Source organism: [Clostridium] hylemonae DSM 15053 (assembly GCF_008281175.1).
GTDB lineage: Bacteria > Bacillota > Clostridia > Lachnospirales > Lachnospiraceae > Extibacter > Extibacter hylemonae.
This window is the reverse complement of sequence record NZ_CP036524.1, coordinates 2859497-2880888: the sequence shown is the minus strand read 5'-3', so window position 1 is coordinate 2880888 and position 21392 is coordinate 2859497. Positions and strand designations below refer to the sequence as shown.

Here is a 21392-nt window from a genome sequence, read left to right as displayed (position 1 = left end):
CGTTTGACCTTCTGTCTCCCTGTAAACAGTGGGTATGGTATTTGAAAATATTTAATGTTATAATACCATTGATGAGATTAAATCAGGAGGCAGGAAGAACATGAGATTAACCGATTTATTAGAACGTTTAGAATATGAAGTTGTACAGGGAAGCGAGAAGGCGGAAGTGACAGAGCTGACCAACGATTCCCGGAAAGTGGTCCCGGGCAGCGCGTTCGTGTGTATCAGCGGCGCCGTGTCAGACGGGCACGCCTATGTAAAAGAGGTCGCTGAAAAGGGAGCAAAGGCAGTGATCGTGGAGAAACAGGTGGAGGCGCCGGATGGGGTGACAGTGATCCATGTGGACGATACGCGCTATGCGCTGGCGCTCATGTCGGCCGCATATTTCGGATATCCGGCCGAGCAGCTTAAGGTGATCGGGATCACGGGGACAAAAGGGAAGACAACGACGACCTATATGGTGAAATCCATTCTGGAAGGCGTCGGGCACAAGGTCGGGCTGATCGGAACGATCGAGACGCTGATAGGCGGTAAGGCCATACCGGCCAGCAATACGACGCCGGAGTCCTTCACGATACACAAGTATTTTAAAGAAATGGTGGACGCCGGGTGCGACTGCGTCGTGATGGAAGTATCGTCCCAGGGGCTGATGCTTCACAGGACGGCGGGGATCGAGTTTGAGATCGGCATTTTTACCAATCTCGGGGAAGATCATATCGGACCGAATGAACACAAGGATTTTGAGGACTACAAGCGCTGCAAAGGTATTTTGTTCACACAGTGCAGACTGGGGATCGCCAATGTGGATGACCGGTGGTTTGAGGATGTATTCCGTAACGCGACGTGCCGGACGGAAACGTTTGGTTTTTCTGAAAAGGCAGATCTAAGGGCCACGGATGTGGAACATATCTCAAGACCAGGGTACCTTGGGGTCAAATATCACGTCAGCGGGCTGATGGATTTTGACGTTGAGATAGATATACCGGGAGAATTCAGTGTGTACAACTCACTGACAGCTATCGCGGTGTGCAGGCACTTTGACGTCCCTGCTGAGGAGATAAAAAAAGCGCTGAAAGTGGCGAAGGTCAAGGGCCGGATCGAGATGGTGAAAGTGTCGGATGACTTTACCCTTATGATAGATTACGCGCACAACGCCATGAGCCTTGAGAGTCTGCTCGCCACGCTGAGAGACTATGATCCGGGACGGCTCGTAACGGTGTTCGGATGCGGCGGCAACCGCTCCAGGACGCGCCGGTTTGAGATGGGAGAGGTGTCCGGAAAGCTTGCGGACTTTACCGTTATCACGTCCGACAACCCAAGATTTGAGGAGCCGCAGGCTATCATAGATGATATTATTACCGGGATAGAAAGGACAGATGGGAAATACACGGCGATCTGTGACAGAAAAGAGGCGATCAGATACGCGATCGAAAACGGCCGGCCGGGAGACGTCATTATTCTTGCCGGAAAAGGGCATGAGACATATCAGGAAATAAAGGGCGTTAAGTACGATATGGACGACCGGGTGCTCATTGCGGAAATATTGGAGGAACAAGGCGCGCATGTTCGCTGATATCATTATCGACATAACACATGAAAAACTGGACAGAGTATTCTGCTACCGGGTCCCCGAACAGCTTGCAGGGGCGCTTGAAGTAGGCACGGAGGTTATCGTTCCTTTTGGCCGCGGCAACCGGGAGACACGGGGGTATGTGGTTGGATTCTCAGAGAAGACGGATTACGAGTTGTCCAGAGTGAAAGAGATCATCCGGGCTGCGGATGAGAGCGTGGCCATCGAGTCCAGACTGGTGGCGCTGGCGGCATGGATGCACGAGCAATACGGCGGTACGATGATCCAGGCGCTGAAGACTGTGCTGCCCATTAAGAGAAAAGAGCAGCCGAGGGAAAAGAGACGTGTGAGACTGCTTCTTGATGAGGAGGAAGGAAAGAAACAGCTGGATGTATACCTTCACAAAAACCAGAAAGCGAGGGCCCGCCTGCTCGCCGGGCTGCTGGACCAGCCGGAACAGGAGTATGAGCTCGTCACGAAGAAGCTGAACATTACCATGCCGGTGATACGGGCGCTGGAAGAGCAGGGGGTACTTGCGCTTGATTCTGAGAGAGAATTCCGCAATCCGGTCCGGCAGAGGGTAAAACAGCGGCAGGAAGTGGAATATACGAAGGAACAGCGGAATGTCATAGATACTTTCTGGGGAGACTACAGAGAAGGGATAAGAGGAACGTACCTTTTATACGGCGTCACGGGAAGCGGTAAGACAGAAGTATATATGGAGATGATCCACAGGGTCGTGCAGGAAGGAAAACAGGCCATCGTGCTCATTCCGGAGATCGCGCTGACGTACCAGACTGTGATGCGGTTTTACGGGCGGTTCGGAGACCGGGTGTCCATACTGAATTCGAGGCTCTCCCAGGGAGAGCGCTACGATCAGATGGAGCGTGTCAGATCCGGTGCGGTCGATGTGATGATAGGGCCGCGTTCGGCGCTGTTTACTCCGTTTTCTGATCTTGGCCTGATCGTGCTTGATGAGGAACACGAGACGACATACAAGAGCGAGCAGGTTCCGAGATATCACGCCAGAGAGACTGCGATCGAGCGGGCGGCTATTGAGGGGGCCAGCGTGGTACTTGGCTCCGCAACGCCGTCGCTTGAATCCTTTTACCGCTGCCGAAGGAAAGAATATACGCTGCTGGAGCTCAGGAACAGGACGCAGAGTCTCGAGCTGCCGGACGTCTATACCGTAGATATGAGAAAAGAGCTTGAGAACGGCAACCGCTCTATCCTGAGCGACCGTCTGAAGGGGATGATCGCCCTGCGGCTTGAAAGGGGAGAGCAGACGATGCTTTTCCTGAACCGGCGGGGGTATGCAGGTTTCATTTCTTGCAGAGCATGCGGATATGTAGTAAAATGTCCTCATTGTGATGTGTCATTGTCAGCTCACAGAAACGGCAGGCTTGTGTGCCACTACTGCGGACACGAGGAGCCTTCGGTGAGTGCGTGTCCGTCCTGCGGCTCCACATTTATCGGCGGGTTCAGAGCGGGGACACAGCAGATCGAGGATATCGTTAAGAAAGCATTTCCAAAAGCCAGGGTCCTCCGCATGGATATGGACACCACGAGGGAGAAGGACGGCCATGAAAAGATACTTGAGTCGTTTGCGTCCGGAGAGGCGGATATACTCATCGGCACCCAGATGATAGTGAAAGGGCACGATTTTCCAAACGTTACACTTGTCGGGATCCTGGCCGCAGATATGTCATTATATTCCAATGATTACCGGGCGGGAGAGCGGACGTTCCAGCTGCTGACACAGGCGGCCGGGAGAGCCGGGAGAGGCAGCGGCAAAGGAGAAGTTATCATTCAGACATACAGTCCGGACCACTACAGTATCCGAATGGCTGCCGCTCAGGACTATGAAGGGTTTTATGAGGCGGAGATGGAATACCGGGAACTGATGGGATACCCTCCGGTGGAACAGCTGCTCGCCGTGCTGATGACAGGGCGGGATGAACAGCTGCTTGAAAAAGCGGCCGGGTATGTGAAAGAGTACGTCGTCAGGATCGGCCGCGGCGGCCGGCTCCAGGTGATAGGTCCCGCCAGTCCGGGCGTGGGAAAGGTAAATGACGTGTACCGTAAAGTGCTCTACATTAAATGCGGGGAGTACCGTCTGCTCACGGAAGCAAAGAACAGGCTGGAACAATATATAGAGATCAACAGGGGATTTCAGACGCTGAGAATACAGTTTGATTTCAATCCCATGAATGTATTTTAAGGAGAGGAAAGCATATGGCAACGAGAAAGATTCGGGAACTTGGCGAAGAGGTATTGACAAAAACATGTAAGCCGGTGGATAAACTTACGCTGCGCACAAAAGTGCTCATCAACGATATGTTTGACACGATGTACGAGGCGTACGGCGTAGGGCTTGCGGCGCCCCAGGTGGGCGTGCTCAAAAGGATCGTCACGATCGACGTGGGAGAAGGTCCGATCGTACTTATCAATCCGGAGATCATAGAGACGTCCGGGGAACAGACAGGGGAGGAAGGATGCCTGAGTGTTCCCGGAAAATACGGGATCGTCACAAGGCCGGATTATGTCAGGGTGAGGGCGCTTGACGAAGATATGCAGGAGAGAGAGCTGGAAGGGACCGGGCTTTTGGCCCGGGCATTCTGCCATGAGATAGACCATCTGGACGGCAATATGTATGTGGAGCTCACAGAGGACGGACTTCATGACGTAGGAGCCGGGGAGGAAGAGTAAGATGAAGATTATTTTCATGGGAACGCCGGATTTTTCGGTCGGGACATTTGAGGCGCTCATTGAGGCTGGTCATGAAATCGTGCTCGCGGTGACGCAGCCTGACAAGCCGAAGGGCAGAGGCGGGAAGATGCAGTATTCTCCTGTCAAGGAGACTGCGCTGAAATACGGGATACCTGTCTTTCAGCCAAAGAAAGTACGGCAGGCGGAGTGTATAGAAGAGCTGCGCCGTTACGGGGCAGATATTATGGTCGTCATCGCGTTTGGACAGATACTGCCGAAAGAGATTCTGGAGATGACTCCCTACGGCTGCGTCAATGTACATGCGTCACTGCTTCCGAAGTACAGAGGAGCCGCGCCCATACAGTGGGCGGTCATAAACGGAGAGGACGTATCCGGAGTTACGACGATGCAGATGGACGAAGGTCTGGATACGGGCGACATGATCTTAAAGAAGGAAGTTGTGCTGGATGAAAAGGAGACCGGCGGCAGTCTGTTTGACAAACTGTCTGCCGCCGGCGCGGTCCTCTGCGTAGAAACGCTTAAGGCGCTGGAAGAAGGAAGCGCTTCCTTTGAAAAGCAGGGAGAGACTACGACGGAATATGCCCGGATGCTCGATAAAGACATGGGAAGTATCGACTGGAAGAAAGACGCGCAGACGATCGAACGGCTTATCCGGGGACTGAACCCGTGGCCCAGCGCATATACGCGGTGGGACGATAAAGTGATGAAGATTTGGGAGGCAGATGTTGTGGCACAGAATACCCAGACGCTTCCGGGAACGGTCGTATCGGTAGAAAAAGACGGATTTTGCGTACAGACAGGAGACGGACTTCTCAAGGTGCGTTCGCTTCAGATCCCGGGGAAGAAGCGGATGGAGGCAGGCGCGTTTCTCAGAGGCTATAAGATAGAAAAAGGGTGTGAACTTGGTTAAAAAGTGTTAAAATTTTATGAAGAACCGCTATTTTTCCTCTTTTTCATATATAATAAGTCTTATACATGTTAAAGGAGGCTAATAAATGATATATCCAATGATGTATTTTGATCCAACGTATTTTCTTGTTCTGATAGGTGTCATCATATGTCTTCTGGCATCGGCGAAGATGAACGCCACATTCAATAAATATTCCCGTGTCCGCAGTCATACAGGCATGACCGGTAAAGATGCGGCGGAACATGTTCTGCGAGGGGCGGGGATCTATGATGTAAAGGTAGAGCATGTTCAGGGGAATCTGACAGACCATTATGATCCGAGAAGCAAAGTGTTAAGGCTGTCCGACGCGACATACAATTCTACGTCCGTGGCGGCGATCGGAGTTGCCGCCCATGAGTGCGGACATGCGATGCAGCATGCGCAGGGGTATGCGCCGCTCTCCCTGCGGGGTGCGCTCGTGCCCGTGGCGAATTTCGGAAGCGCGATCGCCTGGCCGCTCATACTGATCGGACTGCTGTTTAACAGCAGTTCTTCCGCGCTTCTGCTCAATCTTGGGATCATTGCGTTCTCTCTGGCGGTACTTTTCCAGATCATCACACTGCCGGTAGAATTTAACGCATCGAGCAGGGCGGTCAAGATGCTCGGGAGCACGGGACTGCTGTATGAAAGCGAGATCGCCGACACGAAGAAGGTGCTCACTGCGGCTGCATTGACGTACGTGGCCGGCGCGGCGTCTGCCATACTTCAGCTGCTTAGGATACTCCTCCTCACAGGAGGAAGAAGAAACGATTAATCCATATGAGGGGGAATAAAATATGGCGTCATCGGTAAATGAAAGAGAACTGATACTGGATACACTGCTGCAGATAACACGGGAAGGTGAATACTGCCACATTGCCCTGCGCAATGTGCTCGAGAAGTACCAGTATCTGGATAAAAAGCAGCGTGCGTTTATCACGAGAGTGATAAACGGCACGCTGGAACATCTTATAGAAATCGATTATATTATCAATCAGTTTTCAAAAGTAAAAGTAAACAGAATGAAACCGGTCATAGGCGCCATCATAAGAAGCGGTGTGTACCAGCTGAAATATATGGACAGTGTGCCGGACAGCGCTGTGTGCAATGAGGCGGTGAAGCTTGCGGAAAAAAGGGGCTTTGCAAGTCTCAAGGCATTTGTGAACGGCGTCCTTCGCAATATAAGCCGGAATATGAACAAGATCGCGTACCCGAAGGATTACATAGAGCATCTGTCGGTCAGGTATTCACTGCCGAAGTGGATACTGGAACAGTGGCTTGAGCGTTACGGGGAAGACAATGTCCTTGTCATGGCTGAGGATTTTCTGAAAGAAAAGCCGGTGACGATCCGGTTCAACCCGGACCGCATAAGCAGAGAAGCGCTGACAGAGATGCTGAAGGAAGAAGGAGTCCGCACAGAGGAGATACCGGAGTTCCCGGCTGCGCTCCATATATATGGCTATAATTATCTCGGCGGGCTTGAGAGTTTCCGCAGAGGATATTATTATGTGCAGGATATCAACTCCATGCGCACTGTGCACTGGGCGGCTCCCAGGAAAGGGGATACGGTCATAGACGTGTGCGCGGCGCCGGGAGGCAAGGCGCTTCATATGGCGGAGCGGCTGCACGGCACCGGCCATGTGGAGGCGAGAGACCTGACAGGATATAAAGTAAGGCTTATTGAAGAAAATATTGAGCGGAGCGGTCTTAAGAATATAGAAGCGGTGAAATGGGACGCGACGGTGCCCGACCGGTCTGCTGCGGAATCAGCAGACATCGTGATCGCGGATCTTCCGTGTTCCGGGCTTGGCGTGATAGGAAAGAAGCCGGATCTTAAATATAAGATGACGGAGGAAATGCAGAAAGAGCTGGCAGCGCTTCAGCGGAAGATACTGTCTGTTGTGCAGGCTTATGTGAAACCGGGAGGAAAGCTGGTATACAGTACATGTACAGTCAGCTGGGAAGAGAACGAGGGAAATGCCAGGTGGTTCAAAAATACGTACCCCGGCTTCAGCCTCGTGAGGGAAAAGCAGATGATCCCCGGCCTGGATGAAGGAGACGGATTCTATATAGCTCTGTTCCAGAAGGAGAACCATGATTAAAAAGGATATATGTTCGTACGATCACGGACAACTGAAAAATGAGATAGAGGCGATGGGAGAAAAGAGCTTCCGCAGCAGACAGATATATGAGTGGCTTCATGTCAGGCTTGCGGACAGTTTTGATGAAATGACCAATCTCTCCAAAAAATTGAGGGAGCAGCTGAGCGCAGAGTATGAGATACGGGAAGTGACGCTGACAGAGCGTCAGATCTCCTCGGTCGATCCTACGGAAAAGTTCCTGTTCAGGCTCTGTGAAGGCAATATGGTCGAAAGTGTTCTCATGCGTTACAGTTACGGCAACTCCGTCTGTATCTCATCTCAGGCAGGCTGCCGCATGGGCTGCCGTTTCTGCGCATCGACGCTGGACGGGCTTATGCGGAATCTGACCCCGTCCGAGATGCTGCGGCAGATATACCAGATCCAGAAGCTTATCGGAGAGCGGATATCAAATGTGGTTGTGATGGGAACGGGAGAGCCGCTGGACAACTATGATAATTTTCTTCAGTTTATCCGTATGGTCAGCGATGAACATGGACTCAACATCAGCCAGAGAAATATTACGGCGTCAACGTGCGGCATCGTACCGAACATGAGGCGGCTGGCAGAGGAGGATCTTCAGATCACGCTGGCGCTGTCGCTGCACGGTTCCACGCAGGAAAAGCGGAAGGCCCTCATGCCGGTGGCGAATAAATATGAACTGGCAGAAGTGCTGGAGGCATGTGACTATTATTTTGAGAAGACAGGACGCAGGATCACGTTTGAATACAGTCTCGTACAGGGGGTAAATGACCAGCCGGAAGATGTAAGAGAGCTGACGGCGTTACTGAAGCGCCGGAACTGTCATCTGAACCTGATTCCGGTAAATCCGATAAAGGAGCGTAATTTTGTCCGCCCGGACAGTAAAAATGCCCATGAATTCAAAAATAAACTTGAAAAAAACGGAATTAATGTTACTATAAGAAGGGAAAGAGGCTCGGATATAGACGGAGCCTGCGGACAGCTCCGCAGACGTTACACTGCGGTGACAGAGGGAGAATCAGATGAAGATATATGCGATGACTGATGTGGGAAGAAAGCGCGAAGTCAATCAGGATTATGTATACGTGACGGATAAGCCCATCGGGCCGTTTCCGAACCTGCTGGCGGTTGCCGATGGAATGGGCGGCCATAAAGCCGGCGACTTTGCGTCAAAATATACAGTCACGGTGCTCAGGAAAGAACTGGAGCAGACATCTGTCGGCCGTCCGGAGGAAATCCTGCGGGGGGTGGTGGCGACAGCAAATAATATGCTGATAGAAGCCGCGGCCGCCGATGTGAAACTGGAAGGTATGGGTACAACGCTCGTGGCGGCGACAGTGGTGGGCAATACGCTCTATTTTGCCAATGTAGGAGACAGCCGTCTGTACCTGATCAACGATAAAATACGCCAGCTGTCCAAAGACCATTCTCTCGTGGAAGAAATGGTAAGGCTTGGCGGCATAAAAGAAGAGGAAGCCAAAAATCATCCGGATAAAAATATCATCACGAGGGCCATCGGCGTAAAGCCGGATGTGGAAGCGGATGTATATGAGTACCGTCTGAAAAAGGGGGACACGATACTGATGTGTACGGACGGTCTCAGCAATATGGTAGAAGATGAGGATATGTTCGACATCGTAAAGGGCGCGAGAGATATCGTGGAAGCAGTGCAGATGTTGATCGAAAAGGCAAACAGTAATGGCGGGAGAGATAACATAGGGGTTGTTATGGCGGAGCCACTTTCAGATGAGGTGAGTACATGGTAAAGGATGGAATTTATTTAGGAAAACGTTATGAGGTGCTTAGTAAGATTGGTGCCGGGGGGATGGCCGATGTCTATAAAGGCAAGGACCATATGCTCAATCGCTACGTGGCAATCAAAGTGTTAAAAAAAGAATATAAAGAAGATGATAATTTTGTCCGCAAGTTCCGCTCTGAGGCACAGGCGGCGGCCGGACTTATGAATCCTAATATCGTCAATGTGTACGATGTCGGCGAAGACCGGGGCCTGTATTATATGGTGATGGAACTGGTGGAAGGGATCACGCTGAAGGATTATATAGAGAAGAAAGGGAGATTATCCCACAAGGAAGTTATCAGCATCGCGATACAGATGTGTACCGGAATCGGCGCGGCACACAATGCCAATATCATACACAGAGATATAAAGCCGCAGAATATCATAATTTCCAGGGACGGGAAGGTGAAGGTGACAGATTTCGGCATCGCCAAGGCGACGACGTCCAATACGATCAGTTCAAACGCCATGGGCTCCGTGCATTATACGTCCCCGGAACAGGCCAGAGGCGGCTTCAGCGATGCGAAGAGTGATGTCTACTCCATAGGGATCACTCTGTTTGAGATGGCTACGGGAGAGGTGCCTTTTGACGGAGAATCTACAGTTGCGGTCGCCATCAAACATCTGCAGGAAGAGATCACGCCGCCGTCGGAACTTGTACCTGACATTCCGTACAGTCTGGAACAGATCATCCTGAAATGTACACAGAAGAATGCGGAGAGAAGATACGCAAGTACAACAGAACTCATCCAGGACCTGAAACGTTCTCTCGTGGATCCGGATGGGGATTTTGTCGTTATTCCGCCGCTTCGCAATGCGGATACGGTCATCATCACGGACGAGGAGCTGGATGATATCCGAAGCTCCTACGATGAAGAAGAGCTCGACGAAGACGACTACGAGTATGATGAAGACGAGTACGATGACGATGAGTACGGCGGCGACGAGTATGATGACGATGAATATGGTGACGGCGAGTACGATGACGATGATGACGAATACGGCGGAAAAGATGGTAAGCGGGGCAGAAGAGGAAAGAATTCAGATGAAGTAAATCCGCGGATGAATAAGATCATGAAGATCCTTACGATCGTGGTTGTTGTTATCATCGTGTTCATCCTCATATTCACGATTGGGAAAGCGGCAGGTATCTTTAAGTTTGGCCCGAAAATGAATACAGAAGAGACGGATACCGGCAAAGTGAAAGTGCCTGATGTGGTAGGCATGACTGAGGACGACGCGAAGGCGGCGCTCAAGAAGAAAGGGCTCGGCATGAAGGTAGTCGCCCGCAAGGAGTCAAAGAAATACGAAAAGGGCACAGTGAGCGAGCAGAAGACCGAGGCCGGTAAGAAAGTAAAGAAGAATTCAACGGTGGAAGTAGTCGTAAGCTCGGACCTCGTGGGGGATGAGATCACAGTACCCGATGTCAGCGGAATGAGTGAGGCAGATGCCCAGAAAGCTCTTGAGGATGAAGGGCTGAAGGTCGGAAGCTCAGAATTCGTCTATGATGATAATGTGGCGGAAGGCGATGTCATCGGCACGACCCCGTCCGCAAATGCTAAGGTCACGAAGGATACGGAGATCATCATGAAGGTGAGCAAGGGCTCTGAGAAGAAGACAGTGCCGGATATCCGCGGTATGAGCGAGAGCGCGGCCAGAACTGCTCTTTCAGATGCGGGCCTTAATGTGGGGACCGTGACCTATGACTATAATGACAGTGTAGAGAAAGGGAACGTCGTATCACAGAGCCTGAACGGCGGAAAGAAAGTTTCCAAAGGAACCTCGGTAGATTTTGCGGTGAGCAGCGGGAAGAAGCCGGAGGAGAAGATAAGTGTTCCGGGCGTCACCGGTGTATCGGAGAGCAACGCCAGACAGCTTATCAGCAATGCGGGCCTGTCCGTGGGAACCGTCACATACCAGTCGAATAACAGTGTCGGCGCCGGACTTGTTGTGAGCTGTGACCCGGGTGTAGGAAGCAGCGTATCCAAGGGGACAAAGATCAATCTCGTTATCAGTACAGGGGCACAGCAGCAGCCGCCTGTGGAGAACCCCGACGACAGTGACTCGCAGTAACGGCGGTGGATACAGTGGGACAGGAAAGAGCATGAAGGGAAAGATTATAAAAGGAATTGCCGGATTCTACTACGTTCACGTAGTAGAATCCGGTGTTTATGAGTGTAAAGCGAAAGGTGTCTTCCGGAAAGAGAAGATAAAGCCTCTCGTGGGGGATGACGTAGAGATAGAAGTCTTAAGTGAATCAGGCAGAGAAGGGAATATTGAAAAGATACTGCCAAGGCGCAATGAGCTTATAAGGCCGGCGGTGGCAAATATTGACCAGGCGCTCGTCGTCTTTGCGATCGCCAGGCCAAGCCCTCATTTCAACCTGCTGGACAGATTTCTTGTGATGATGGAGAGCAAGGGTATACCGGTCATTCTCTGTTTTAACAAGGAGGATATCGCGACGGATCCCCAGGTGAAAGAGTTGAAGGAGATCTATGCGGACTGCGGTTACCCGCTTCTGTTTACGAGTGCGCGGCTGGGACAGAACATAGACAAGGTGAGGGAAGTGCTGAAGGGCAGGACGACGGCGGTGGCAGGGCCGTCCGGCGTAGGAAAATCGTCGCTCATCAATATTCTGCAGCCCGAAGCCAATATGGAGACAGGCGCGATCAGCACGAAGATAGAGCGGGGAAAGCACACGACGAGGCATACGGAGCTGTTTCCGGTCGGTGAGGATGCATACATCATGGACACGCCGGGCTTCAGCTCTCTGTATGTGAATGATTTTGAAAAAGAGGAGCTGAAACAGTATTTTCCGGAATTTGCTCCTTTTGAAGGGACGTGCCGGTTTCACGGATGTGACCATATCCATGAGCCGGGCTGCGGTGTAAAGGAAGCGTTTGATAAGGGGCTTATCCACAGTGTCCGCTATAAAAACTATGTTGATATGTATGAGGAACTGAAGAAAAAGAGGAGGTACTGATTCATGGAATATATTCTGGCGCCGTCGATACTGGCGGCCGATTTTACCGTGCTGGGCGAGGAGATGAAACGCACAGCAGAAAACGGGGCGAAATATCTGCATTTTGATGTGATGGACGGCATGTTCGTGCCAAGCATTTCATTTGGCATGCCGGTTCTGAGATCCATTCACAATGTGACAGACCAGGTGATGGATGCCCATCTTATGGTGCAGGACCCGATACGTTATGTGGAGGATTTTAAAGATGCCGGGGCCGATATCGTGACGGTCCACCTGGAGGCATGTGAAGATGTTGGAGCTGCGCTTGATAAGATCAGGGAATGCGGGATGAAGGCAGGCCTGTCCGTCTGCCCGGAGACTGACGCTTCGGCGGTGGAGCGGTATCTCAAAGATATCGATATGCTGCTTGTGATGAGTGTACATCCCGGCTTCGGCGGCCAGAAGTTTATCCCGGAATCTCTTGATAAGATCAGGACCATTCGGCGTATGGCTTCGGAACAGGGGCTCGGCCTGGATATTCAGGTTGACGGCGGCATATATCTGAGCAATGTGCGTGAAGTGCTGGACGCCGGGGCAAATATCATTGTGGCCGGTTCCGCAGTATTTAATGGAGACCCGGGCAGGAACACAAGTGAATTTATGGAGATATTAAAAAGTTATGAGTAAGAAGATCGTGATCGTAAGCGGCGGTGAACTGGACGAGCAGCTGGCGCTGTCCTATCTGGACGAAAAGGGCGGCAGCTATGTGATAGGTGTGGATAAAGGGATGGAGTTTCTCTACAGTCATCACATCACCCCGGATTATATCGTCGGAGATTTTGATAGTACGGACCCTGAGATAGCGGCGTATTACCGCACGCAGACGAATGTGCCGGTAAGAGAGTTCAACCCTGTAAAGGATGCGTCGGACACGGAGATCGCTGTGAGGCTGGCCATGACGCTCGGGGGAAAAGAACTGATCATCCTCGGGGCAACCGGAGGACGGATCGACCATCTGTGGGCAAATGTGCAGACGCTCACCGTACCTTTTAAGGCAGGCGTGGATGCATATATCATTGATACGCAGAACCGGATCCGGCTTATCGGCGAAGAGACGCACCTGAAAAAAGAAGACGCGTACGGCCCGTATTTTTCCGTATTCCCGCTTGGGGAGACGGTGTATGGATTTAACATAACCGGAGCAAAATATCCGTTGAAGGACCATACGCTCACTCCGTATGACAGTCTCTGCGTGAGCAACCAGATCGAAGCCGACGAGGTTGTCATAGAATTTGGCGGCGGTATGGTCATACTTATGGAGACAAGAGACAGCAAAGGGGTCTGACCCTTTTCAGGAGGGGTCAGGCCCCTCTTAAAAATATATGCAAAGAGAGGACATTACAGATGAAGTTAGGAATTGTGGGATTACCTAATGTAGGAAAGAGTACATTATTTAATTCGTTGACAAAAGCAGGGGCAGAATCGGCAAACTATCCGTTCTGTACGATAGATCCGAACGTCGGCGTCGTTACGGTGCCGGACGAGAGACTGAATGTACTGGGAGAGATGTATCACACGAAAAAGATCATCCCGGCCGCCATAGAGTTTGTAGACATCGCAGGACTCGTAAAAGGCGCTTCCAAGGGGGAAGGTCTCGGCAATCAGTTTCTTGCCAATATTCGCGAGGTGGACGCCATCGTACATGTTGTCCGCTGCTTTGAGGACGGCAATATCGTACACGTTGACGGGAGCATAGATCCGCTGCGTGACATTGAGACGATCAATCTGGAGCTCATATTCTCTGATCTGGAGATATTGGAGCGAAGAATCTCCAAGACGGCAAAGGTGGCGAGAAATGACAAGACAGCGGCAAAAGAGCTTGCGCTTCTCGAAAAGATAAAGGCACATCTGGAGGAAAACAGACTGGCGAAAACGTTCGACAAGACAGAGGATGAGGAGGAAGAGGAGTGGCTTAAAAGCTATAATCTTCTCACATATAAACCGGTCATATATGCCGCAAATGTGGCGGAAGACGACCTTGCAGACGACGGGGCGGAGAATGCGGGAGTCCAGGCGGTACGCGAATATGCGTCTAAAGAAGCGAGCGAGGTGTTCGTAGTCTGCGCCCAGATCGAGCAGGAGATCGCGGAGCTGGATGACGAGGAGAAGAAGATGTTTCTGGAAGAGCTTGGTCTTGAGGAATCCGGTCTTGAGAAACTGATCAAAGCCAGCTACAGACTGCTCGGGCTCATCAGCTATCTGACAGCGGGAGAGCCGGAAGTGCGCGCGTGGACGATAACAGAAGGGACAAAAGCGCCGCAGGCAGCCGGCAAGATCCACACCGATTTTGAGAGAGGCTTTATCCGTGCGGAGGTCGTGTCTTACGATGACCTGATGGAGTGCGGCAGCCACGGGGCGGCAAAAGAGAAGGGGCTCGTCAGGCTGGAAGGAAAAGAGTATGTTGTCAAGGACGGTGATATCATGCTGTTCAGGTTCAACGTATAAGAGGGAAGAGGGGATGATAAATGCACAGGACAATCGACTTTCCGAATATCGGGATTCATCTGAAGTCTGTCGGAGACCATATAACGGTATTTGGTTTTGATATTGCTTTTTACGGTATGATAATCGGCCTTGGCATTCTGGCCGGGATATTCATAGCCGCCGCGGAGGCGAAGCGGAGCGGGCAGAATCCGGACGACTATTTTGATCTGGCGATCTATGCGGTGATCTTTTCCATAATCGGCGCCAGGATCTATTACGTCGCGTTTTCATGGGATATGTATAAAGATAACCTGCTCAGTATTTTTAACACCCGGCAGGGAGGACTCGCTATCTACGGAGGCGTCATTGCCGCCGTGATCACGGTGTTCATATACGCAAGGATCAAGAAGCTGTCCGCGGCGCTTATCTTTGACACTGCCGGGCTTGGTCTCGTGGCAGGACAGATGATCGGACGCTGGGGCAACTTTTTTAACAGAGAGGCCTTTGGCGAATACACAGATAATCTGCTGGCCATGCGGCTGCCGGTGGACGCGGTGCGCGGTTCTGACATCACGGAGCTTATGCGCAGCCATATGGAGAATACAGGGGGCGTCTCGTATATCCAGGTGCATCCGACTTTTTTGTATGAGTCGCTCTGGTGTCTTATGGTGCTGATCATTATGCTCATATACCGAAAATACAAAAAGTTTGACGGCGAAGTGTTCCTCGTCTATCTGCTCGGTTACGGCATCGGGCGCGCGTGGATCGAAGGGCTGCGCACAGACCAGCTTCTGATCCCGGGAGCCGGCTGGCCGGTGTCCCAGGTGCTGGCAGGCATAATCGCTGTCGTTTCGCTTGGTCTCATAATCTATAAACGCCGTAAGATCAAACAGAAAGCAGAGAGGGAACAGGAATGACAAGTCTGAGCACACTTTGCTATATCGAGCGTGAAGGCAAATATCTGATGCTTCACAGGACGGTGAAGAAAAATGATGTCAATCAGGACAAATGGATCGGTGTGGGCGGACATTTCGAGGCGGACGAAAGCCCCGAGGAATGCCTGCTCAGGGAAGTGCGGGAGGAGACCGGGTACACGCTCACTTCCTACCGGTACCGGGGTATCGTCACCTTTGTATCAGGAAACGGCGTCACCGAATATATGTCTCTGTTTACGGCAGATGGTTTTAAAGGGGAACCGATACCGTGCGACGAGGGAGAGCTTGCATGGGTCGGCATTGAGGACGTCTGGAAGCTGAACATATGGGAAGGCGATAAAATATTTTTCCGCCTTATGGACGAGCAGAAGGAATTTTTCTCGCTCAAGCTTGTCTACGACGGCCACGACAAACTCGTCTCAGCGTCTTTGAACGGCGAGCCGATGGAGCTGTTCGATGTAAGGAACCCGGACGGAAGTCCGTCGGGGATCGTCAGAGAGCGCGGTGTCGCGCACCGCGAGGGAAGTCTGCATGCCACCGTCCACATATGGGTCGTGCGGGAGAATGACAAGAGCGGATTTGATGTGCTGCTTCAGAAAAGGAGCGCATCCAAGGACTCCCATCCCGGCTTTTATGATATATCATCTGCGGGTCATATCGCGGCCGGAGAAGATTATCTCCCTTCCGCGGTCAGAGAACTTTCAGAAGAGCTTGGGATATCAGCGTCAGAGAGCGAACTGCAGTATGTGGGGATACACCGCGGCGGGTTTGAGGATGTATTTTACGGGAGGCCGTTTAAAGATGAGGAACTGAGCGCTGTGTACGTGTACGCGGAACCGGTGAGGGCCGGGGAACTTAGACTGCAGGAATCCGAAGTAGAAGAAGTGGTCTGGATAGATTATGAGGAATGCAGGAAAAGAATGGAAGACGGCACGCTGAAGAATTGTGTGTACGCAGATGAATTTGAGATGGTCGGAACATATCTGGGTGTTCTTTAGATAAGTCCGCGGTCACAGTGCAGGACAAAAATAAAGAAAAGCAGGTACGTCAGCTATACATTGTGTAGCTGACGCACCTGCTTTTTGTCATATTGCTCTAATAGATAACGAGCACATCACCGATTTTAAGCTGCTCGGTACTTACCGTTACGGCCGGATCCGGAACTTCGCTTTCCTTAAGCATCTTTTCTATCTGTTCAGGAGCGGGCTCAAGTTTCTGGCCTTCCTTCCAGATGACGAGTTCCTCTTTATGCCTTCCTTTGTATTTGATGGAACGGCAGTGGCTGTCGGTATCCTTGCCTCCTATCGTCGCTCCGCCGTATTCTACGATCTTGTCGGTAGTAAATATAAAACTCTGCGACCGGATCAAAACAGGAAACCGGTCTTTCTGCATATCCAAAAGCGTTGTGAAGGCAGAGGGAAAGCCGGCCGTTATGACTCCGTCACAGTATTCCCTCCCTTTCGTATCTTTTTCACCTGACATAAGATTTCCCGCCGAAAGAGTGGATATGGCTTTCTTGCTTTTGATCGTACAGTAGATATCTCCGTTTGACAATTCATATAATTCAGTCACTTTAATATCATCCGCACGTACCGTGGAAAGCTCGGATAGTACAGTCGGCGTCAGTATGAGTATCACGACAAACACCGGTATGAGTATAAAGATAAGCGTAAGCTGGCGGCGTGTAAGCTGTCTTTTTACACTGCGGATGAAAGCAATATCGTCCTTAAGCTCAGCGTCCAGCCCAATCTCTTTTTCTCCCGGCAGCTTTTCCTGCATATCCTCATATATTTCCCGGCATCTTTCACATGTGGCAAGATGTTCTTCAACGGTATGTTTTGTCTGTTCGCTGCATACGTCATCTGTATACAGGGGCAGCAGATCTTTTATCAGATCACACGGTATATTTCCCATTGAACGTCCTCCTTTCTATTCCGCTGTAAGTTGTTCGCGTATTTTCAGCTTTGCTCTGTGGTATGTGACTCTGGCCCAGCTTTCGTTGTGGGAGAAGATATCACCTATTTCTCTGTAGCTGAGCTCCCCGAGTGTTCTAAGCAGGAATACCTCCTTGTACGGTTCCTCCAGTGTATGCAGTATCTGATAGATGGAACGCGCTTTTTCCTTATTCAGATATGACTGCTCGACGTCTGCAGAGGAGGCCGGCAGCGGCACATCTCTGTCTGCTGTAAATTTCTGTCTGCGCATGTGAGAGAAATAAATGTTTTTGGCGATCTGGCAGAGCCACGACTTTATACTGCAGCCGCCGCGGAAATGTCTGATTTCCTTTAATGCCTTAAAAAACGTTTCCTGTGTTATTTCTTCCGCAAGCTCCGGATTTTTGCTGAGCGTCAGTATAAAGAGATAGACATCTTTGAAATAGCGGTTATATATCTCTTCAAAATCTATGTCCATTTAGTCCGCCACCCCCCTTTTGTATGCCGGCCGGCTGAATTTAGTCTAGTACAAGTATACTTGATTTTTAACCAGATCTCTTTCAATGTCAATGCCTTTGTCTCATCTGGTTTGTACATTAGACGCACGAGAATACGTTTCGTTACAAAAGAATAAAATATTTTCAAGTAAAAGCATCTGTTTAAGGACAAAATGTAACTATATAAGGACATTATATGAATATTAGTTTATAGTAGATAGTGTGTTTGTATTTCCTTTTTTGGAAAGAATAAGTAAAAATAACAGTGATAATTTGTATAAAATGCACTAAAAACTACCGTAAAATTTAGGATTATAGTTTAAATTGCAAAATAGTATTGACTTTACCCTTGGGGAAATCTTTTACAATGTGAGCATACAATTTAAACATATGATTCAGGCGCTAGGAGGCGAAGATATGTTTCGGATTGGACAGTTGGCAAGTATTTACAGAATCTCCGGAAAGACACTCAGGTATTACGACGAGCTTGGACTTTTGAGGCCCAAATACGTAGATGAGGCGACAGGCTACCGCTATTACACATCATCACAGATACCTGTATTAAACGAAATCTTCCTGCTTAAGGAGATGGGGCTTTCTTTGAAGGAGATCACTTATCTGATGAAAGAGGAGGTTGATAAAGATCATACCCTGCTGAAAGGGGTGCTGGAGCTTAAACAGCTGGAGTTTGACCGACAGATCCAGGAGCTGAATGAAAAGAAGCAGACGATCGAGCTGCTGAAAAAGAAGCTGGACAAAGAAGGAGGGATCGAGCTGTCATCCTTCAAGGTGGGGATAAAGAAGGTCGAAGAGATGCAGGTGGCGAGCCTGAAGGCGTCTATCAGCACTTATTCCACACAGGACGCACTCTGGGCGGAGCTGCTCGAGTATCTGAACAAATGCAGGGCAAAGGTAGGGAATGAAAGATACACCATCTATTACGATTCCGTATACAAAAGTGACGAGATCCAGGTCGAGATCCTCAAGAGGGTTCTGGCTCCGTTTCCGGAGACAGAGAGGATCCGGCACAAGAGACAGGAAGGATATGAAGAGGTCGCATATCTTCTGCATACGGGGGAACATGAGAGCGTGATCGACTCCTATGAAGCGATACTTACGTGGATTGAGGAGAATGGATATAAAGTCGTGGGGAATATACGTGAAGAATTCCATATGGACGATTTTACGACAGACGATCCAAAAGAATTTGTAACAGAGATACAGATTCCGGTCCAGAAAAGAGGAGAGGAATTTGTCAGATAGGAAGGAGGAGGCAAAATGAGATTTATTGATTTGACAAGGGAGATCAACAACGATACCCAGGTGTGCCCGTGCGACAAAGTGCCGGTCGTGGAGGATTATGCGACGACAGAAGAGGAGGGCGTTAATGTAAAGTTTATGAAAATGGGGACGCACACCTCCACACATATTGACGCGCCGTACCATATCAGCAAAGACGGGAAGAACCTGAATGATTTCCCGGTGGAACGCTTTGTCGGGAAAGGCATTGTTCTGGACTTCAGCGATAAAGGTGAGATCTATGAGATCACCCGCGAGGATATTATGGCCCGCGCGGAAGAACTTAAAAAAGTGGATTTTGCGATCCTGAATACCGGATGGGCACAATACTACGGGACATGGGATTTCTTCCGCCACCCGTATTTAAGCGGCGACGCTGCGCTGGCCCTCGTTGAGCTGGGGATAAAGATCGTCGGGACGGACGGAAGCTCCGCGGATGCGGCCTACGGATTTTCAACGGCGAAGCGGCTTGAGAACCCGACATTTTCAGAGATCCTTGAAAATATTGAGCGTGAGAATATCAAGAATGAAGCCCATGCGGCTCTGCTTGGAAATGAGTGTCTGATCGTAGAATATCTGTGCAATCTGGATGAGCTGCCAAAAGAAGCGGCGACATATTCCTTCCTGCCGCTGAAACTGATCGAGGCAGACGGTTCACCGGTACGCGCGGTATGTGTGGCAGAAGGATAAACAGAGAAAGAGAGAGAAGGAGGGTAATTTTATGGGAAATTCTAATGAAGCAACAGCTAATGTAACTGAGGAATATACGACCAAAAAACTGCGCCGTGTATTAGGGAAAAAAGAACTGATCTCCATGGGGCTTGGGCAGATCATCGGCTCCGGCGTATTTTCACTGACCGGCGTGGCTATCGGGTTCACAGGACGTTCTGTTGTGTTTGCATTCCTGTTCGGAGCGCTGTTCTCACTGGCAGTAACGATACCGAGTATCTTTGCCGGAAGCGCGGTCCGCTTAAGAGGCGGACAGTATACGATGGCAAGCCTGCTGCTCGGTGAACGTTTTTCTGGTTTTTACATAATTATCTATATCGTCGGCAATATATCGATCGGAATGTATGCACTGTCCCTTGCGGACTATCTGCTGGCGCTCGTTCCGGGGATACCGAGAGTTCCGCTGGCGGTCGCCGCGCTGACTCTGTTCTTTGTCATCAATCTGTTCGGTGTAAAAGACGCCGCATTTATCCAGAATATTCTCGTTATCATCCTTGCGGCCGCACTTGCGGTATTTGCGGCAGTAGGTGTGTTTAATGTAGAACCAGGATATTTTACAAACGTAGAGCCTCCGCTTTTCATGGGAGGATGGAAAGGCTTCTGCATGGCCGCGATCTTCACCTCATTTGCAACGACCGGCGGCGGAAATCTTGTAAACTTTTCCGGTGAATGTAAGAATCCTACAAAAGACGTCCCGTTTGCGATCGTACTTTCCACATTGATCGTTACCGCGCTTTACGCTGTGATCGGATTTGTGGCTGCAGGTGTGCTTCCGGTGGAAGAAGTTATGTATCAGCCGCTCAGCGTAGCGGCAGGCGCATTCCTTCCGAAGGCTCTGTATGTATTCTTTGTGACGGGCGGCGCGCTCCTGGCGCTTTCCACGACATTGAACGCAACGTTCGGATGGGTGACAAAGCCGGTGCTTCAGGCATGTGTCGACGGATGGTTTCCAAAGAAGCTCGGCAAGATCAACGATAAATACGGTACGCCGCATTACCTGCTGATCTTATTCTACATCGTAGGTCTCATACCGGTTGTCGCAGGACTTGATATAGACCGTATCGCCAACATGTCCATGATCCTTATGAATATCACTACATTCCTCGTTGTAGTGGCGACAGCGCGGCTTCCGAAGCTGCTTCCGGAGGCGTGGGCAAAGTCTACGTTTAAGATATCCGACGGTGTTCTGAAGGTGGTATGCTACCTGTGCGGCGCGCTCCTCATCTTCCAGAATTATCTGCTGATCGAAGACAATACGCCTGAGATCATTATCGGCAATATCATACTGCTCGTGCTGACATTCATCTTTATGGTTGTCCGGTATAAGTCAGGAAAGGTCAAAGTAGAAGTCAGCTGGGAAGAAGAGTAGAATATTTAAAAACGGCACTTTTGCCTGGGAGGTTACA

General features: G+C 50.4%; 20 protein-coding genes. 18 read left to right on the top strand and 2 right to left on the bottom strand.

Annotated elements, in window-relative coordinates:
* Positions 1-100: 100 nt before the first annotated feature.
* The 15 genes from LAJLEIBI_RS13460 (at position 101) to LAJLEIBI_RS13390 (ending at position 16525) form a co-directional block, all read left to right on the top strand.
* On the top strand, positions 101-1573 hold the full coding sequence (locus LAJLEIBI_RS13460; RefSeq protein WP_147570460.1) for a UDP-N-acetylmuramoyl-L-alanyl-D-glutamate--2,6-diaminopimelate ligase: 1473 nt from the start codon (positions 101-103) through the stop codon (positions 1571-1573).
* Positions 1563-3791, top strand: coding sequence for a replication restart helicase PriA (gene priA / locus LAJLEIBI_RS13455; protein WP_006442653.1), 2229 nt, complete (start codon positions 1563-1565; stop codon positions 3789-3791). The genes LAJLEIBI_RS13460 and priA overlap by 11 nt, the downstream gene beginning before the upstream one ends.
* Before the next feature lie 14 nt (positions 3792-3805).
* Positions 3806-4279 (top strand): peptide deformylase, encoded by a 474-nt coding sequence (def, locus tag LAJLEIBI_RS13450; RefSeq protein WP_006442652.1) that lies wholly within the window; start codon positions 3806-3808, stop codon positions 4277-4279.
* A gap of 1 nt (position 4280) precedes the next feature.
* The gene (gene fmt / locus LAJLEIBI_RS13445; protein ID WP_006442651.1) at positions 4281-5210 is read left to right on the top strand and encodes a methionyl-tRNA formyltransferase; all 930 of its coding nucleotides are present in this window, start codon (positions 4281-4283) and stop codon (positions 5208-5210) included.
* A gap of 85 nt (positions 5211-5295) precedes the next feature.
* On the top strand, positions 5296-6003 hold the full coding sequence (locus LAJLEIBI_RS13440) for a zinc metallopeptidase (protein WP_006442650.1): 708 nt from the start codon (positions 5296-5298) through the stop codon (positions 6001-6003).
* Between the two features lie 22 nt (positions 6004-6025).
* Entirely contained in the window at positions 6026-7330 is a 1305-nt protein-coding gene (gene rsmB, locus LAJLEIBI_RS13435) for a 16S rRNA (cytosine(967)-C(5))-methyltransferase RsmB (RefSeq protein WP_006442649.1), read from the top strand.
* The gene (rlmN, locus tag LAJLEIBI_RS13430) at positions 7323-8393 is read left to right on the top strand and encodes a dual-specificity RNA methyltransferase RlmN (protein WP_006442648.1); all 1071 of its coding nucleotides are present in this window, start codon (positions 7323-7325) and stop codon (positions 8391-8393) included. Before rsmB ends, rlmN begins: the two co-directional genes overlap by 8 nt.
* Complete coding sequence (locus tag LAJLEIBI_RS13425; RefSeq protein ID WP_006442647.1) at positions 8371-9114, top strand: Stp1/IreP family PP2C-type Ser/Thr phosphatase; 744 nt, start codon at positions 8371-8373, stop codon at positions 9112-9114. Before rlmN ends, LAJLEIBI_RS13425 begins: the two co-directional genes overlap by 23 nt.
* Complete coding sequence (gene pknB, locus LAJLEIBI_RS13420) at positions 9108-11219, top strand: Stk1 family PASTA domain-containing Ser/Thr kinase (protein WP_006442646.1); 2112 nt, start codon at positions 9108-9110, stop codon at positions 11217-11219. The genes LAJLEIBI_RS13425 and pknB overlap by 7 nt, the downstream gene beginning before the upstream one ends.
* Before the next feature lie 31 nt (positions 11220-11250).
* Positions 11251-12129 carry a ribosome small subunit-dependent GTPase A gene (rsgA, locus tag LAJLEIBI_RS13415; protein WP_006442645.1) on the top strand — a complete coding sequence of 293 codons (879 nt, stop codon included), beginning with the start codon at positions 11251-11253 and terminating at the stop codon, positions 12127-12129.
* A 3-nt stretch (positions 12130-12132) separates the two neighbouring features.
* A complete protein-coding gene (gene rpe, locus LAJLEIBI_RS13410) occupies positions 12133-12795 on the top strand; it encodes a ribulose-phosphate 3-epimerase (protein ID WP_006442644.1) in 663 nt (220 codons plus the stop codon).
* The gene (locus LAJLEIBI_RS13405) at positions 12788-13453 is read left to right on the top strand and encodes a thiamine diphosphokinase (RefSeq protein ID WP_006442643.1); all 666 of its coding nucleotides are present in this window, start codon (positions 12788-12790) and stop codon (positions 13451-13453) included. The genes rpe and LAJLEIBI_RS13405 overlap by 8 nt, the downstream gene beginning before the upstream one ends.
* Before the next feature lie 59 nt (positions 13454-13512).
* Positions 13513-14613, top strand: a complete 1101-nt coding sequence (gene ychF, locus LAJLEIBI_RS13400) for a redox-regulated ATPase YchF (protein ID WP_006442642.1) — start codon at positions 13513-13515, stop codon at positions 14611-14613.
* Between the two features lie 20 nt (positions 14614-14633).
* On the top strand, positions 14634-15509 hold the full coding sequence (gene lgt, locus LAJLEIBI_RS13395) for a prolipoprotein diacylglyceryl transferase (protein WP_006442641.1): 876 nt from the start codon (positions 14634-14636) through the stop codon (positions 15507-15509).
* On the top strand, positions 15506-16525 hold the full coding sequence (locus LAJLEIBI_RS13390; protein ID WP_006442640.1) for an NUDIX domain-containing protein: 1020 nt from the start codon (positions 15506-15508) through the stop codon (positions 16523-16525). Before lgt ends, LAJLEIBI_RS13390 begins: the two co-directional genes overlap by 4 nt.
* 97 nt (positions 16526-16622) lie before the next feature.
* On the opposite strand, the gene LAJLEIBI_RS13385 is transcribed toward LAJLEIBI_RS13390, so the two are convergent.
* Positions 16623-17441, bottom strand: coding sequence for a zf-HC2 domain-containing protein (locus LAJLEIBI_RS13385; protein ID WP_006442639.1), 819 nt, complete (start codon positions 17439-17441; stop codon positions 16623-16625).
* A 15-nt stretch (positions 17442-17456) separates the two neighbouring features.
* Positions 17457-17939: an RNA polymerase sigma factor gene (locus LAJLEIBI_RS13380; protein WP_006442638.1), complete on the bottom strand. Its 483-nt coding sequence runs from the start codon at positions 17937-17939 to the stop codon at positions 17457-17459.
* Positions 17940-18375: 436 nt separating this feature from the next.
* Here LAJLEIBI_RS13380 and LAJLEIBI_RS13375 point away from each other — a divergent pair, with 436 nt between their 5' ends.
* The 3 genes from LAJLEIBI_RS13375 to LAJLEIBI_RS13365 are packed head-to-tail and all read left to right on the top strand — an operon-like array spanning position 18376 to position 21355.
* Positions 18376-19221 carry a MerR family transcriptional regulator gene (locus LAJLEIBI_RS13375; RefSeq protein ID WP_040434882.1) on the top strand — a complete coding sequence of 282 codons (846 nt, stop codon included), beginning with the start codon at positions 18376-18378 and terminating at the stop codon, positions 19219-19221.
* Positions 19222-19236: 15 nt separating this feature from the next.
* On the top strand, positions 19237-19947 hold the full coding sequence (locus LAJLEIBI_RS13370) for a cyclase family protein (protein WP_006442636.1): 711 nt from the start codon (positions 19237-19239) through the stop codon (positions 19945-19947).
* Positions 19948-19978: 31 nt separating this feature from the next.
* Positions 19979-21355, top strand: a complete 1377-nt coding sequence (locus LAJLEIBI_RS13365) for an APC family permease (protein WP_040434880.1) — start codon at positions 19979-19981, stop codon at positions 21353-21355.
* Positions 21356-21392 lie beyond the last annotated feature (37 nt).

Excerpts from the sequence above, each read along its gene's own strand:
- LAJLEIBI_RS13460 (WP_147570460.1), top strand. The coding sequence starts at position 101 with ATGAGATTAACCGATTTATTAGAACGTTTAGAATATGAAGTTGTACAG.
- priA (WP_006442653.1), top strand. The coding sequence starts at position 1,563 with ATGTTCGCTGATATCATTATCGACATAACACATGAAAAACTGGACAGA.
- def (WP_006442652.1), top strand. The coding sequence starts at position 3,806 with ATGGCAACGAGAAAGATTCGGGAACTTGGCGAAGAGGTATTGACAAAA.
- fmt (WP_006442651.1), top strand. The coding sequence starts at position 4,281 with ATGAAGATTATTTTCATGGGAACGCCGGATTTTTCGGTCGGGACATTT.
- LAJLEIBI_RS13440 (WP_006442650.1), top strand. The coding sequence starts at position 5,296 with ATGATATATCCAATGATGTATTTTGATCCAACGTATTTTCTTGTTCTG.
- rsmB (WP_006442649.1), top strand. The coding sequence starts at position 6,026 with ATGGCGTCATCGGTAAATGAAAGAGAACTGATACTGGATACACTGCTG.
- rlmN (WP_006442648.1), top strand. The coding sequence starts at position 7,323 with ATGATTAAAAAGGATATATGTTCGTACGATCACGGACAACTGAAAAAT.
- LAJLEIBI_RS13425 (WP_006442647.1), top strand. The coding sequence starts at position 8,371 with ATGAAGATATATGCGATGACTGATGTGGGAAGAAAGCGCGAAGTCAAT.
- pknB (WP_006442646.1), top strand. The coding sequence starts at position 9,108 with ATGGTAAAGGATGGAATTTATTTAGGAAAACGTTATGAGGTGCTTAGT.
- rsgA (WP_006442645.1), top strand. The coding sequence starts at position 11,251 with ATGAAGGGAAAGATTATAAAAGGAATTGCCGGATTCTACTACGTTCAC.
- rpe (WP_006442644.1), top strand. The coding sequence starts at position 12,133 with ATGGAATATATTCTGGCGCCGTCGATACTGGCGGCCGATTTTACCGTG.
- LAJLEIBI_RS13405 (WP_006442643.1), top strand. The coding sequence starts at position 12,788 with ATGAGTAAGAAGATCGTGATCGTAAGCGGCGGTGAACTGGACGAGCAG.
- ychF (WP_006442642.1), top strand. The coding sequence starts at position 13,513 with ATGAAGTTAGGAATTGTGGGATTACCTAATGTAGGAAAGAGTACATTA.
- lgt (WP_006442641.1), top strand. The coding sequence starts at position 14,634 with ATGCACAGGACAATCGACTTTCCGAATATCGGGATTCATCTGAAGTCT.
- LAJLEIBI_RS13390 (WP_006442640.1), top strand. The coding sequence starts at position 15,506 with ATGACAAGTCTGAGCACACTTTGCTATATCGAGCGTGAAGGCAAATAT.
- LAJLEIBI_RS13385 (WP_006442639.1), bottom strand. The coding sequence starts at position 17,441 with ATGGGAAATATACCGTGTGATCTGATAAAAGATCTGCTGCCCCTGTAT.
- LAJLEIBI_RS13380 (WP_006442638.1), bottom strand. The coding sequence starts at position 17,939 with ATGGACATAGATTTTGAAGAGATATATAACCGCTATTTCAAAGATGTC.
- LAJLEIBI_RS13375 (WP_040434882.1), top strand. The coding sequence starts at position 18,376 with ATGTTTCGGATTGGACAGTTGGCAAGTATTTACAGAATCTCCGGAAAG.
- LAJLEIBI_RS13370 (WP_006442636.1), top strand. The coding sequence starts at position 19,237 with ATGAGATTTATTGATTTGACAAGGGAGATCAACAACGATACCCAGGTG.
- LAJLEIBI_RS13365 (WP_040434880.1), top strand. The coding sequence starts at position 19,979 with ATGGGAAATTCTAATGAAGCAACAGCTAATGTAACTGAGGAATATACG.